The sequence below is a fragment of the Okeania hirsuta genome, assembly GCF_003838195.1.
GTDB classification, from domain to species: Bacteria; Cyanobacteriota; Cyanobacteriia; order Cyanobacteriales; family Microcoleaceae; genus Okeania; species Okeania hirsuta.
Genome location: NZ_RCBY01000020.1, coordinates 19479 through 33201, shown reverse-complemented (window position 1 = coordinate 33201; position 13723 = coordinate 19479). Strand labels below are relative to the sequence as shown.

10 protein-coding genes and 1 pseudogene are annotated in these 13723 nt (G+C 37.0%); 8 read left to right on the top strand and 3 right to left on the bottom strand.

Translation table 11 applies throughout. The annotated features are described in order from the left end of the window. Positions 1–251 precede the first annotated feature (251 nt). From ilvD to D5R40_RS05725, 4 genes and pseudogenes are all read left to right on the top strand, one after another. Positions 252–1937 (top strand): dihydroxy-acid dehydratase, encoded by a 1686-nt coding sequence (gene ilvD / locus D5R40_RS05740; RefSeq protein WP_124145208.1) that lies wholly within the window; start codon positions 252–254, stop codon positions 1935–1937. Between the two features lie 616 nt (positions 1938–2553). After that, positions 2554–4842 carry a transglycosylase domain-containing protein gene (locus tag D5R40_RS05735; RefSeq protein ID WP_124154340.1) on the top strand — a complete coding sequence of 763 codons (2289 nt, stop codon included), beginning with the start codon at positions 2554–2556 and terminating at the stop codon, positions 4840–4842. 101 nt (positions 4843–4943) lie between these two features. Then, positions 4944–5390 (top strand): annotated as a pseudogene (locus D5R40_RS39175) (DUF29 domain-containing protein). A gap of 613 nt (positions 5391–6003) precedes the next feature. Then, positions 6004–6441: a hypothetical protein gene (locus D5R40_RS05725; RefSeq protein ID WP_240038965.1), complete on the top strand. Its 438-nt coding sequence runs from the start codon at positions 6004–6006 to the stop codon at positions 6439–6441. Between the two features lie 449 nt (positions 6442–6890). Here D5R40_RS05725 and D5R40_RS05720 read toward each other — a convergent pair whose 3' ends face one another. Together D5R40_RS05720 and D5R40_RS05715 are read right to left on the bottom strand one after the other, a co-directional pair. Then, the gene (locus D5R40_RS05720) at positions 6891–8189 is read right to left on the bottom strand and encodes a TIGR03118 family protein (RefSeq protein ID WP_124145206.1); all 1299 of its coding nucleotides are present in this window, start codon (positions 8187–8189) and stop codon (positions 6891–6893) included. 411 nt (positions 8190–8600) lie between these two features. After that, the gene (locus tag D5R40_RS05715) at positions 8601–10385 is read right to left on the bottom strand and encodes a fatty acyl-AMP ligase (RefSeq protein ID WP_124154339.1); all 1785 of its coding nucleotides are present in this window, start codon (positions 10383–10385) and stop codon (positions 8601–8603) included. Positions 10386–10473: 88 nt separating this feature from the next. Here D5R40_RS05715 and D5R40_RS37450 point away from each other — a divergent pair, with 88 nt between their 5' ends. Then, positions 10474–10635, top strand: a complete 162-nt coding sequence (locus D5R40_RS37450) for a hypothetical protein (protein ID WP_161564545.1) — start codon at positions 10474–10476, stop codon at positions 10633–10635. Between the two features lie 438 nt (positions 10636–11073). Here D5R40_RS37450 and D5R40_RS34675 read toward each other — a convergent pair whose 3' ends face one another. Then, positions 11074–11235 carry a hypothetical protein gene (locus tag D5R40_RS34675; protein ID WP_192901130.1) on the bottom strand — a complete coding sequence of 54 codons (162 nt, stop codon included), beginning with the start codon at positions 11233–11235 and terminating at the stop codon, positions 11074–11076. Between the two features lie 925 nt (positions 11236–12160). Between D5R40_RS34675 and D5R40_RS05710 the strand changes: the two genes are divergently transcribed. The 3 genes from D5R40_RS05710 to D5R40_RS05705 all read left to right on the top strand — a co-directional run bounded on the left by D5R40_RS05710 (position 12161) and on the right by D5R40_RS05705 (position 13456). After that, positions 12161–12799, top strand: a complete 639-nt coding sequence (locus D5R40_RS05710) for a hypothetical protein (protein ID WP_124154338.1) — start codon at positions 12161–12163, stop codon at positions 12797–12799. Between the two features lie 332 nt (positions 12800–13131). Further along, the gene (locus tag D5R40_RS42445; protein ID WP_375339370.1) at positions 13132–13221 is read left to right on the top strand and encodes a DUF6888 family protein; all 90 of its coding nucleotides are present in this window, start codon (positions 13132–13134) and stop codon (positions 13219–13221) included. A gap of 55 nt (positions 13222–13276) precedes the next feature. Then, positions 13277–13456 carry a DUF6887 family protein gene (locus D5R40_RS05705; protein ID WP_124145203.1) on the top strand — a complete coding sequence of 60 codons (180 nt, stop codon included), beginning with the start codon at positions 13277–13279 and terminating at the stop codon, positions 13454–13456. The last annotated feature ends 267 nt before the right edge of the window (positions 13457–13723 follow it).

Sequence of the window (13723 nt, the reverse complement as noted above, 5' to 3'; positions counted from 1 at the left end):
GCTTTCCTACTATATTCCGTTGAAGAAGTAGCTAGGAGTCGGGAGTCAGAAGAATGTGGTCTATGGGGATTGGTCCCTCAGCAACCGCATTTGCACTGTGTAGACAGTGGGGTATTAAACCCATAAGGGAAAAGATCAAATTACAGACACCAAATTAAGGGCTTAAATTTAGTAATCTTATTGTAAATATCTCAAAAACCACGCTGATATTCTGAGAAAATTAAGAACATAAGTACAACAAAAAAAATACTATGCCAGAGAATGTCAGAAGCCAATTAATCACAAAAGGAGTACAACGTTCTCCTAACCGAGCTATGCTCAGAGCTGTAGGTTTTGAAGATTCAGACTTTACTAAACCGATCGTCGCAGTAGCTAACGCTTATAGCACTATTACCCCCTGTAATATGGGCATCAATGATTTGGCCATGCGAGCCATGGCAGGAGCCAAACAAGCAGGGGCAATGCCACAAATATTTGGCACAATTACCATTAGCGATGGTATTTCTATGGGAACTGAGGGAATGAAATATTCTCTCGTTTCTAGGGATGTTATTGCCGACTCCATCGAAACAGTTTGTAATGGCCAGGCAATGGACGGACTTTTAGCCATCGGTGGGTGTGATAAAAATATGCCTGGAGCAATGATAGCGATCGCTCGAATGAATATTCCTGCGATATTTGTCTATGGTGGTACTATCAAACCAGGTAACTATAATGGTGAAGACTTAACCGTAGTTAGTGCTTTTGAAGCAGTAGGAAAATACAGTGCTGGAAAAATTGACGAACAGCAGCTCAGTGAAATTGAACGTAGAGCTTGTCCAGGTGCTGGGTCTTGTGGAGGAATGTTCACTGCAAATACTATGTCTTCCGCTTTTGAAGCAATGGGTATGAGTCTGATGTATTCATCAACTATGGCGGCCGAAGATGCAGAAAAAGCTGATAGTACTGAGGAGTCTGCCAAAATTCTAGTAGAGGCTATCCGCAAACAAATTTTACCTCGTCAAATAATTACCCGCAAGGCTATAGAAAACGCAATTTCGGTAATTACTGCAGTTGGGGGTTCCACTAATGCAGTTCTACATTTATTAGCCATTGCTCATGCTGCTAATGTAGAATTATCCATTGATGATTTTGAAACTATTCGAGCAAGAGTCCCTGTATTGTGCGACCTCAAACCAAGCGGTCGATACGTTACAACAAATTTGCATCAAGCGGGTGGTATTCCTCTAGTCATGAAAATGCTCCTCGAACATGACCTACTCTACCCAGATGCTTTAACCATAACAGGTAAAACTATTGGAGAACAGTTAGCAGACGTACCTTCGGAACCACCCTCCAATCAAGATGTAATTCGCCCTTGGAATAATCCGATGTATGCTCAAGGACATTTAGCTATTTTAAAAGGAAATCTGGCAACTGAGGGAGCAGTTGCTAAAATTACAGGAGTTAAGAACCCAGAAATAACAGGTCCGGCAAAAGTATTTGAATCAGAGGAAAACTGCTTAGAGGCAATATTAGCAGGAAAAATTCAAGCAGGAGATATTGTTGTAGTCCGTTATGAAGGACCGAAAGGCGGGCCAGGAATGAGAGAAATGTTGGCACCAACTTCGGCTATTATCGGTGCTGGTTTAGGAGATAAAGTAGGGTTGATTACTGATGGTAGGTTTTCTGGTGGTACTTACGGTATGGTAGTTGGTCATGTAGCTCCAGAAGCAGCAGTAGGTGGCGCGATCGCTCTGATAAAGGAAGGAGATATGATTACTATTGATGCTCACAAACGTTTGCTACAGTTAAATATTTCTGATGAGGAGCTACAACAGCGTCGTCAAGCGTGGCAACCTCCAGCACCCCGGTATACCAGAGGTGTATTAGCAAAATATGCAAAGTTAGTATCTTCTAGTAGTTTTGGCGCAGTAACTGATGCTGGACTAGGTTAGAAGTGTGGTACAATTAACATCAATTTGCGAGATTTTCCATTAGAATTAGATTAAAGATACAGTTTCTGTGTTGTAGCTTAGGATGTAATATCAAATCCGGTAGCATCGGTGTTATTCAGTATTATAGGGGTAGGGGCGAATGGTATTCGCCCTCTATTTTAGGGGCGTTTTGCTCCGCAACAAGTAAAGTGGAACTTTGCCCTAGGGAATGACCATTTGCTAGCACATAACTATCGTTAACGTCCCTACAAATTGTATAACAATCAAGGTAACTATATTACGATTTCTCGGGAATCGTAGCCAACAGATTTAATAGGGATAATTTACCAAAATATGGAGATAAAAAAACCGAAATTTAGTTGAAGAAGAGTAACAAGAAGCTTGTATAAAACTAGAGAAAATAAATTATTAAATGCAGATATAAATGGCTAGTTGAACATTATTAAAAAAGTAATTCCTGATTCCTTTGACAAAGTAATAAAGGGTTTACCGTTGAAACCTGTGGTGGTAGAACCACTACAAACAATTAATCTTTAAGGCTTTTGAGGAAGTTTGAGTAAGTTTAGTTGAACGGTTAGTCAATTCACCAACTCTCTGTTCCCTGTTCCCTTTAGTTATGAATTATTCACGGCCTCCTCGTAATTCTCAAACTCTCTTGGGTAATATTACCCAGATGGTTCAAACTATTCATGCCAATGTTAACTTTTCCCGACTAGCACTGAGACCTAATGCTAAAGTACCTGAACTCTGGATACAGGAAACAGAGAATACTCCAGCTAAAAAATATCCTCTTTTGGGCGATCGCTATTTACTAGGCCGTTCTTCCCAAGCTTGTGATATTGTCATTCGTAATCCCCTGATTAGTAAAATTCATCTGTCTGTCTCTAAAAATACTAATAAATCTAACGCTCCTTATATAGTTAAAGACGAGAATTCTGCTAATGGTATCTACAACGGGAAAAAACAAGTTTCTCGTATGTCTCTACGTCATGGCGATGTTCTAACTTTAGGACCACCAGTACTAGCTGATACTGTTAAAATTCGATATGTAGACCCTCCTGTTTGGTATTTTCAAGCATTTCGTTATACAGTCTTCGGTCTTTCTGGATTAACTGCTTTAATCAGTTTAATGATTCTACTTGAATGGACAAAATTTCAGGTAGACCCTTTACCTAATCCAATTACTGGCCCAGTAGTAGTCTATGCTCGTGATGGACAAACTCCTCTACGTCCCACCTATAGAAATGCCCATTATGAATTAGGGCGCATATCTAAATTCTCTAAATATTTACCTGATGCAGTTATTGCTTCTGAGGATAGTCGCTTTTATTGGCATTTCGGCGTAGACCCCATCGGAATTACTAGAGCAGTATTGACAAATTTGAGGGCAGATGGTATAAGCCAAGGAGGAAGTACAGTAACTCAACAATTAGCAAGAAGCGTCTTTCGTGACTATGTAGGTACAGAAGATTCTTTGGGCAGGAAATTACGAGAGGCAATAGTATCTTTCAAAATAGAGGCTTTTTATAGTAAAAACGATGTATTATTAAATTATCTGAATAAGGTTTATTTAGGTTTAGATTTATACGGATTTGAAGATGCCTCAAGATTTTATTTTGGTAAAAGCGCTCAAGATTTAACTTTATCAGAAGCAGCAACATTAGTAGGAATTTTACCAGCACCTAATACTTTTAATCCTGTAGAAAATTATCAAATAGCTATAGAAAAAAGAGATGGAGTAATTTATCGAATGCTCAGTTTGGGGATTATCGACCAACAAGAAGCAGATAGAGCAAGGCGATCGCGGGTAGAAATTAATCCAAAAGCTATAGAAATTCTCCAAAGTACAATAGCACCTTATTATTATAGTTATGTATTTAGTGAACTGGAAGAATTATTAGGAGAAGATTTAGCTAGAGAAGGAAATTTTGTTGTTCAAACAGCTTTAAATCCTGAAATTCAAACCTTAGCAGAAACAAGTTTACAAGAAGCAATTAACAATGCTGGGTCTTATGCTAATTTTTCTCAAGGTGCGGTAGTTACTATAGACTCTAAAAATGGAGAAGTTATCGCCTTGACTGGAGGTGAAGATTATCAACAGAGTCAGTTTAACCGGGCAACTCAAGCACAACGTCAACCAGGATCTACTTTTAAAGTTTTTGCCTACGCTGCTGCTTTGGAAAGAGGGATACCACCAACAAGATTATATTCTTGTAATTCTCTGAGATGGATGGGTCAAACTTACGGAGGTTGTCAACGCAGTGGCGGTAATACAAATATGTACACTGGAATAGCACTTTCTGAAAATGTGGTAGCTTTGCGGGTTGCTCAACAAGTTGGTTTAGGTAATGTCGTCAGGATGGCAAAGCGTTTAGGGGTTAAATCTAAGTTAGATGCTGTACCAGGATTAATATTGGGTCAAAATGAAGTTAATGTATTAGAAATGACTGGTGCTTATGGAGCGATCGCTAATCGTGGAGTAGGAAACCGTCCTCATACTATTAGGAAGATTATTGATACTAGCGACTGTAGCGATCGGGATAATATCTACACTTGTCGTTGTATTTATTCCTATAATTCAGACCCAAAGTGTGAAAACACTCAAGGGGATATTCAAGCTAACCGCCAGATATTAAAACCACAAATAGCGGATACCATGACTCAAATGCTTCAAGGAGTAGTGCAATATGGTACTGGTCGTGGAGCTTATGTAGGATTAGATGAAGCAGGTAAAACGGGTACAACTAATAGAGGAGTAGATTTATGGTTTGTTGGTTATATTCCTAACAAAAGTATGGTGACAGGTATTTGGTTAGGAAATGATGACAACTCTCCTACTTATAGCAGTAGCGGACAAGCGGCTCAGTTATGGGGGAATTATATGAAAAAAGTTGTGGCTGAGTAATAATAAAATTTGCGAATTTGTCAAGCGTTATTTCAGAATTTGAGCTGAAAACATGAGCAAATTCTGACTCCTAACCACCACCAAAATAATATGAGGTAAAAATGACAGTTAAAAGTAATTTAATATCCCTTTACGAAAATGAATATGAACAATGGTTAGTAGAAACGATTAATCTATTAAAAGAAAACCGATTCAATGAATTAGATAAAGAACATTTAATTGAGGAGTTAGAAGAGTTGAGTCGGCGAGAGAAAAAAACCGTTGAAAGGTTTCTCGAACAGATAATCAGACATTTGCTTATTCTGCAATATTGGACTGTTGAATATGAGTATAATGTCAATCATTGGCTAGCTTAAATTATGAGTTTTAGAACCCAAATCAATGAAGATTTAACTCAAAATTTACGAAATTATCTACTGGATAACCAAGCAAAAGTTGATGAAAAAGCATTAAAATATGTCAGGCAAAAGACAGGATATGAGATAATTTTTCCAGAAAACTGCCCTTATAGTCTTGAACAATTATTAGATATGAATTGGCTACCATAAAATACAGCGTTTCCCGTTGTTATGAGGTACAAAATTTTAGGTTTGAGGGAACAGGGGACAGAAAAGAGTGGTGGTGCATAGTAATGGTAGAGAGAGTGTGGGGGGATGGGGGGATGGGGAGTGTGGGAGAAATTAAAAAATAGAGTTGTCGCTAAATAAAGGAAAAAAATCGCTCTAACCTAGACAGAGCAATAATTCCAAGCATTTTTTTCAATAGCTACAATCCTTACAGAACAAGGTTTTTGGGGATTTTTTAAGTTATAAAGCGACAAGTCTAATATATATCCTCACCATTACCATGCAGGACTACCCAGAAAAGAATAAAAACAACTCTACCTCATAGCTTTGGAAACTGCTGTAAGTTATTAATTAGGGTTTGCTGATTAAGTCTCAAAGCATCTATATATAAAGCCTTTAGCTTTTTTGGGTTTGAAATATGTCTATCATTCCGGTTATTAATCCGACTCAGTCTTATACCTTTGCTGACTATTTTAAATTAAACTCTGAACCAGAAGATATTCTATCCTATTTTGGCTATGGTTATGAATCGTGATCGCTAAGTTTACCCCAAACTCATCGTCAACTTCAACACTTAGATAATTTAAAACAACGCTTGCAAGAAATTTTACCTTGTGTCAGTTTAACTAGCGAAATGGCTAGAAGAGAATTTCTTATTGCTCCTGTTTTGATGGAATTAATTCACTACACCCAAGTCAAAATCAAAGTGGGGTATTCTTTAAAAATTAACGAACAGTTGAAAGGTGAATTAGATTATTTTCTCCAGACCAAAACTCAGTTTCTAGTTATTGAAGCAAAAAATGCTGATTTACAAAGAGGTTTCACACAATTAGCAGTGGAATTAATTGCTGTAGAAAAAGCAGAATTTGCCAACTATTCTTTGTTATATGGTGCAGTATCAATGGGTAATATTTGGCAATTTGCTGTTTTGGATACTCAACAAAAACGAGTCATACAAGATACAAATATATATCGAGTTCCAGCAGACTTGACGGAGTTATTACAGATTATGGTGGGAATTTTAGAAGGTTGATATGCTGTTTACCATTAATATCAACTATTATTATCTTGAAGAAGAAAAAAGTGGATGGAGACTCAAACCCTAACCAATTGTAAACACCCTGTAGACGGCGGGGTATTAAACCCGAAAGAAAAAGATAAAACTGTGTCGAAGTTCCTCTGAGACCAAACCTGGTTGCATTGGGATAATATCAATTCTACTATTCAGCCATAGTAGTAGCGCGTCTAGACCAAAATTATGAGTAAATGCAGGCCGATAATATTGAATTTACTGTCTTCTTAGCAATTGCTTTATCCAAATTCTAAAGCTAGATACCCTAGTAGGGTGGCAAACATTGAGCAATATAGACCCGTGATCGATAAAGTAACACTTGCTCACCCTACAAAATTATCCAGCTAAAAAATGTGTAAGTCCTGTTTTTCTCAACTCATAGCCGTAAAAACAACAACTTGAAGTCGACCTTAACCACGACGACCCTTGCGCGCTAATGTTAAACCTGCAACTCCAAGTAAACCTAAAATACTGACTGTCGGTTCGGGAGTAGATTTGTTCTGTGCTACTTGTAAAGAGCCAAACAAACCATCAGCTTCATCATTAGGACCTGCTGCAAAGTAGAGATGATTTGTCTCGCCCAAACTAGCACCATTACCAAAAATTAGTCCCCAGAGACCTTCTATTTCAATAGGATTACCAGATTCATCCATTAAGAAACCAATTTCTTCGCGAGTTGTACGATCATAACCGACAATTCTGCCGTCACCGAAGTTACCGACCAATAAAGCATTACTAAATTCGCCAAAATCATCTGGAGCGATCGCTAAACCCCAAGGAGCATTCAGTGCATTTTCATTAGGGTCATCGGTGTCTTGCCCCCATATATTCAGCAAGTTACCTTCAATATCATACTCAGCTAGTCGCCCTAAACCTACCTTTGCTTGCTCTTCACCAGGCTCATCACTTAGTTTTGCATAGGCAACGTAAAGATTACCATCTAGATTTTGGATATTGAAGGGGGCATACTCTTCACCAAAAGGATTCTCAAATAAGAAATTAGATGTAATGTCATTAAAGTCTTTATCCCAAACATCTATCCCTGGGGACTTTATACTGAAATCAGCAGCAAATAGAAGATTATCCTCTGGTAAAGTTGTTCCTGCCATACCTTTGTAGATGGCAAAGTTATCGTTATCTGGATTATCGTCAGTATTTTGGTCTGCAAATTCTGAATTATCTACCACTACCAAATATTCAACAGGTCTGAGTATACCATCGTCTGTAGGTACTTCTGTCCAAGCGGAAAGTGTTCCACCCTCTTCCACTGCGAAAAATCGTCCTGGGCCAGTAATTGTTCCTAAATCAGGATCGTCCGGATCGAGAAACATTGTTACCTCGAAATCTGATGGGTGTGGACTAAAAAACTGCCCAGTCGGAGCACCTGCGCTTCCTTCTGGTGCATTGGGGGATGTGGGAATAGTCACAAATTTCAGGTCGTCTTGAAATAAAGGTGTTCCACCAACATCTCCGACATAGGTAGTTACAGTCCCAGAATCAGTATTAGTTACCCAAAAGTGTCCCCCAAATCCGGCGGGACGGATGGCTAAATCCCAAGCATTGACGACTAGAGGGTCAAGGATATGAGGCTCAAAGTCCGGATTATTTGATACAAGATTTGTTTGAAAGTATGCGGCAAATGCCGGGGTTACTCCACTACCGATAATTGCACTAATTAGAGTGCCACATAATACATTGATAGATTTCATCTTGAACTCTCCTCACATTTTCATTCTGGAATGAATAAATCTTTAATAATAAAGACTCTCAATAAATTAACAAGATACAAGATATTTTTACATAAACTTAAGAATGATTTAGATTTTATAGCAGTCGCCATTTTTGACATATCAAAAGCTTAAAACTCAGACAACGCAAGATTTTTTCTGCCTTCTGCCCTCTGCTATATATTCCCTTTTGCCTTCTGGAGCTGTTGCCTTTGAATATTTTGACTATATAGTTGAAATCCTAAACAGCTTATTATATCAAATCCGGTAGCATCGGTGTAATTAGATGTCCTAGGGGCGAATGGCCATTCGCCCCTACAGGAATGAGGAGGGAAGAGAATTTAGAAAGATTTGACTATTGCCTGCTACCAGAAAGATGCTATCATTTACCCCCTAAGAATTTTGGCTATCTATATAATTACCAGCTAATTCCGATACACTACCCTTTTCAGTCTGAAGTTGCCATTGACCTACTACATTTAGGGAACCTTCCAAAAATTGACTGCGACAAACTCGACGCTGAATCTTACCACTGGTAGTCTTAGGAATACTACCAGTCTTTAGCAGATTAATAGCATAAACTTCCACCGTATGTTCCTCAGCAACTGCCTGACGAATTGCTCCAACTACTTCCTCAACATTCAACTTCCGTAAATAACTGCGTTCTACCTCTTGAGCAATTATCAACCGCTCATCATCTTCTGCTTCTATAGAAAAAGCTGCTCCACAACTAGACCGTAAAGCGGGATGACATTTTTCCACTGTTAGCTCAATATCTTGAGGATAACGATACCTACCCCACAAAATCATTACATCTTTAATCCGACCAGTAATAAATAATTCCCCATCTTGTAAAAATCCTAAATCTCCCGTCCGTAAAAAAGGCCCTTTATCTGCCAAAAAAGCATTAAAAGTTCGCTCTGTCTCCTCCGGTTGATTCCAATAACCCCTACCTACACCAGCGCCAGATACCCAAATCTCTCCAACTTCACCATCTGGACGTGGAACTAAAGATTCTGGGTCAACAATCATAATTTCATCGCCCAACCAAGCAAAACCACAACTAACTACTGCTCTACTTTTTTCACCGCCAACCACAACTCGGTTTTCTGCTAAAGCTTCAGCATCCACATATTTAATAAGTGGGGATTTTGTTTTTGTTGCGCCACTGATAAATAAAGTAGTCTCTGCCATTCCATAACAAGGATAAAAAGCCTCTCGCCGAAACCCACAAGGGGCAAAAGTCTCGGCAAATCTTTCTAAAGTTGCAGCTCGCACGGGTTCAGCTCCGGAAAATGCGACACTCCAACTACTTAAATCTAAATTTTTCAGTTGTTTTGGGGTTACTTGCCGAGAAACTAGGTCGTAAGCAAAGTTGGGTCCGCCACTGGTTGTTGCTTTGTATTGAGAAATAGCTTTTAACCAACGTATGGGTTTTTGAATTAAAGCTACGGGTGACATGAGGGTGACGGGAAAACCACCATATAAGGGTTGTATTACTCCACCTATTAATCCCATATCGTGAAACATGGGTAGCCAAATTACGCCCTGACTTTCTGGGGAATGTTCAAATGACTGATAAATAATTTCTGAGTTATGCAATACGTTGCGGTGAGTGACCATTACTCCTTTTGGTTTGCCTGTGGAACCGGAGGTGTATTGAAAAAAGGCGAGGGTGTCTGGGTCTATTTTTGGTTCTATCCAATGGGGTGCTTCATAAAAATCAATTTTATCTGTAGCTATCCATGGTAAATCCTTGAGTTTAGGAGCTAAGTCTGGATTTTTGGCTAATTTTTCTTGAATTTCCCGTAAAAAAGATTCTGTGGTGAGAATGGCTTTTGGTTCGGAGGATTGGACTCTTTCTTGGAGTTTGACTATTGCGTCGTTGTTGAGGGGAGGGTTACTGGTTACGGCGATCGCTCCTGAACAGATACAACCAAAGAAACTGGCGATAAATTCTAGTCCAGCAGTGTAGGGATAAACGACTAATATTCGGTCTTCAGGGATGATGATTGATTGGAGGTGAGCAGCGATCGCTTGGACTTGGGTATTTAATTGTTGATAAGTTAAGCTTCCAGACTCGGTTTCTCCATCTGGCAAAAATGTATAAGCAATTTGATTAGGTAGATTTTGTGAGCGATGGTTTAGGATATCTAGTATTGTTGAGTATTTAGGCATTTGAGGATTTTTTGAGTAGATTAATATTTAGAGTATTGTATTAGTAAGTTTTTCTTGCTTACCACATAGTTGTAAATAGGTCAAATCCTTGTTAGAGGGGCTGAGGAAAATTAGTTCATTATGGTTAAATGAATATGAGGCGATCGCTCATTTAAACAATGAAATTATAGGTATTTCAGGCTTTAAAATCTTATTAGGTAATAAAAGAGCTATAGATTATACACTAAGTATAGAATATCACATAATTTGAAAATAAGGCTGAAACCATTGAAACTGTGTTGACGAGTTTAGGGATTTTTGACAATTTTTTGTCAGGAGTTGATGACAATCTTTAAAATTTTCTTTCAAAGAAGCTGAGATTGATAATTAAAACTTTATCTTCAAAAAATAACGATTACATCATTTTTGATTCAACAATTAAGTTGGATAAGTTGGAGTACGATCGCCGATCTTGTAGGGTGTGTAAATGAAATGTAAAGTACCACCCACCGACAAGAAGAAACCAAACCATTCTTGACCAAAAAATAGGGTCTCAAGGCTCCCCTTTCAAGGGGATGAAAAAAAATCAAGTTCAATATTTCAAGCCCCTGACTTCGGGTAGAGGTACTGATAACTGATAACTGAAATGACCTAGCAGTGTAGGGATAAACAACTCAACTAATATTTGCTCTCCTGGACTGATGAATGATTAGAGGTGGGCAGCGATCGCTCGTACTTGTGTGTTTAATTGTTGATAAGTTAAGCTTCCAGATTTGGTTTCTCCATCTGGCAAAAATTTATAAGCAATTTGATTCGGTAGATTTTGTGAGCGAGCGTTTAGGATATCTAGTATTGTTGAGTATTTAGCCATTTGAGGATTTTTTCAATTGTATTGATAAGTTTTTAATACCCACCACATAGTTGTAAATATGTCAAATCACTATTAGAGGAAGTTGGAAAAATTAGATCGCTATCCTCAAACGAAAATGAGGCGATCGCTGGTTTAAACAACGGAATTATAGGTGTTTCGGGCGTTAAAATTTGATTAGGTAATAAAATGGCTATACATTATACACTAAGTATATTATATCACATAATTTGGAAAATAAGGCTGAAACCATTGAAACTATGTTTAGGAGTTTCAGGATTTTTGACGATTTTTTGTCATATTTTTGTCAGAGGTTGATGACAATCTTTAAAATGTTCTATAAGAAAAGCTTAGATTAATAAGTAAAACTTTTGATAAATCTGAAATTATCATAAGAGACATAATAAGATGATGGAAAAGGGAAAAAAGATAATGACAATAATAACTTTTCTGAAAATCTTAGAAGTGGTAGATGAAATTTATCCAGAATATCAAGAAAATTGAATGGAGATGTCAAGAAATAGCCTGCGATAACGATATAGAACAGAAAAAATTAGAGATATTTAATAAGCATAAAAAGAGTTTTAAAAAGCTAAGTGTCAAGCTTTTAATGAAGGACAACTGATGCAGGAAATTATTTGGTGATTTTTTTTGATTAGGTAGTTTAGTATAGTGCGTTAATGAAATTTAACCTACTATATATCTACAAAAAAAACTAAACCATTATTAACCAAAACTCTCGATAAAAAGAAAAAAAACTATTTTAAATATATCAGGTGTGTGACGACTCAAAATATTTCTAAATTATCTATTTTTTTCAACTAAATTCCCTAAATAACCCTACTTTCAAAGTAGGATATAATTACAAGCTAGAGTACACATATTTCTATACAAAATAATTCAAATCTATAGGTTCAGAAAAAAGCTTATGTCTGACTTCTTGTCTTTTGGAAATCTCCTGACAGTATCTAGAACTTTACCAGCACTGAAACAATTTATTGAAGGTGATGTGTTAGGCAAAGTTCTCTCAGAGGTTGGGGATGCAGAGTTAATTGCAGCGTCACATATTTTTAATAATTTAGATTCATCTGCCGATCAGGGAAAAGCTCTTAATCGTGCATTAGTGCATCTCGAAAGTGCACATGAATTGTTTAAGCGTTCTGCGATTTCTGTTATGGACAGTTTCAATGGATTTTCTATAACATTTAATATAGGACAATACATTGAATGGCAATATAAAGATATATACATCTGTTTGCTGATAGCTTTATGTCACAGGTATATGAATGATGATAGAAAAATCATTGAGGAAAAAATACATTGGGCTATACAGGCTTTCAAAGGTTACCCAGGAGCTCCACACGCATATTCTCGTCTGGAAAAGATGATGCCCATAACATTTCCTATAGCCCTCTTTATTACATTCAGCATAGGGCTAGGTTTCCCATTTGGACAAATCAAGATGATGTTAAACAAAAAGCATCGGTTTTATTGGAAGTTAGCCGAAGATCCAGAAGCAACAGAAAGGCTAATCGAAGAAGTCCGCGATAATTTACTATCTATTTAAAACCAAACTACTAATAAAGCTTAAGGGTTTACTAGGTTAGCTAAAGTGTCAGTCAAGTAGAGTTTGTTAATCAAAGGTAACACCCTGCTTTAATAATAAGGAGTTAATTATTGCCCACAGATAAACAAAAAGAAACTGCAATTTTTATTTGTCCGTTACTATCTAATCTTGTAAGCATTCAGCAATTAGCCATCAGCTCTCAGCAATAACATTTTGTGTTTAAGGATGGAGTTTAAATAAATATAGACTTTGGAGCTGACTTTTGTAGTCATATTTTTCGTTTCTCAATTAAATATTGCTTTTATCACTGACTAAAAGCACTCTTCTGATAGCTGACGGCTGAATGCTTACTTAATCTTTATCAATCCATAAATTTATTTCGTTATGACCAAAAACTAAAAATAATTTACATTTTAGCCTGAATGAATGATGGTTTAGAAATTGTAATCAACCAAGATGGAATTGGGATTTTGAAATATGAACAAATCACTTTCGCAAATGAATAATCAAGAAATTCGTCAATATCTTTCAGAAAATTGCAATGATGAAGAAAAATTTAGCCAAGGATTGAAACTGTTAATGAGTCGCAAAACGGAAAATTTTAAGTATCCTCAACCATCAGAAATTGACAGAGAAGAAATTGAGGCAATTTTTTAAGCCAAATTAAATCAGAAACAATAATATGATAAAAAGAAACCAAACTTTATCAATTTATAAGTGCGGTGCGTTACGGCTGAAATTTTTGCTAAATCATCTATATTTTTGCAACTAAACTTCCTAACACACCCTACTTTTTTTAACTAAAGTAAAAGTAGAAAAACAAACTTTGATTATTCTGTACTTTTATTTATGTTAATCATTTTTAATAACTTTGTATGTAAGTTTAATATTATCTGTAAATAGCCTCAATTTTTTTTAGATATG

Bases quoted from the DNA above. Each gene is read 5' to 3' on its own strand.
- D5R40_RS05735 (WP_124154340.1), top strand. From the start codon at position 2,554: ATGAATTATTCACGGCCTCCTCGTAATTCTCAAACTCTCTTGGGTAAT.
- D5R40_RS34675 (WP_192901130.1), bottom strand. From the start codon at position 11,235: ATGGCTAAATACTCAACAATACTAGATATCCTAAACGCTCGCTCACAA.
- D5R40_RS05715 (WP_124154339.1), bottom strand. From the start codon at position 10,385: ATGCCTAAATACTCAACAATACTAGATATCCTAAACCATCGCTCACAA.
- ilvD (WP_124145208.1), top strand. From the start codon at position 252: ATGCCAGAGAATGTCAGAAGCCAATTAATCACAAAAGGAGTACAACGT.
- D5R40_RS05710 (WP_124154338.1), top strand. From the start codon at position 12,161: ATGTCTGACTTCTTGTCTTTTGGAAATCTCCTGACAGTATCTAGAACT.
- D5R40_RS05720 (WP_124145206.1), bottom strand. From the start codon at position 8,189: ATGAAATCTATCAATGTATTATGTGGCACTCTAATTAGTGCAATTATC.
- D5R40_RS05705 (WP_124145203.1), top strand. From the start codon at position 13,277: ATGAACAAATCACTTTCGCAAATGAATAATCAAGAAATTCGTCAATAT.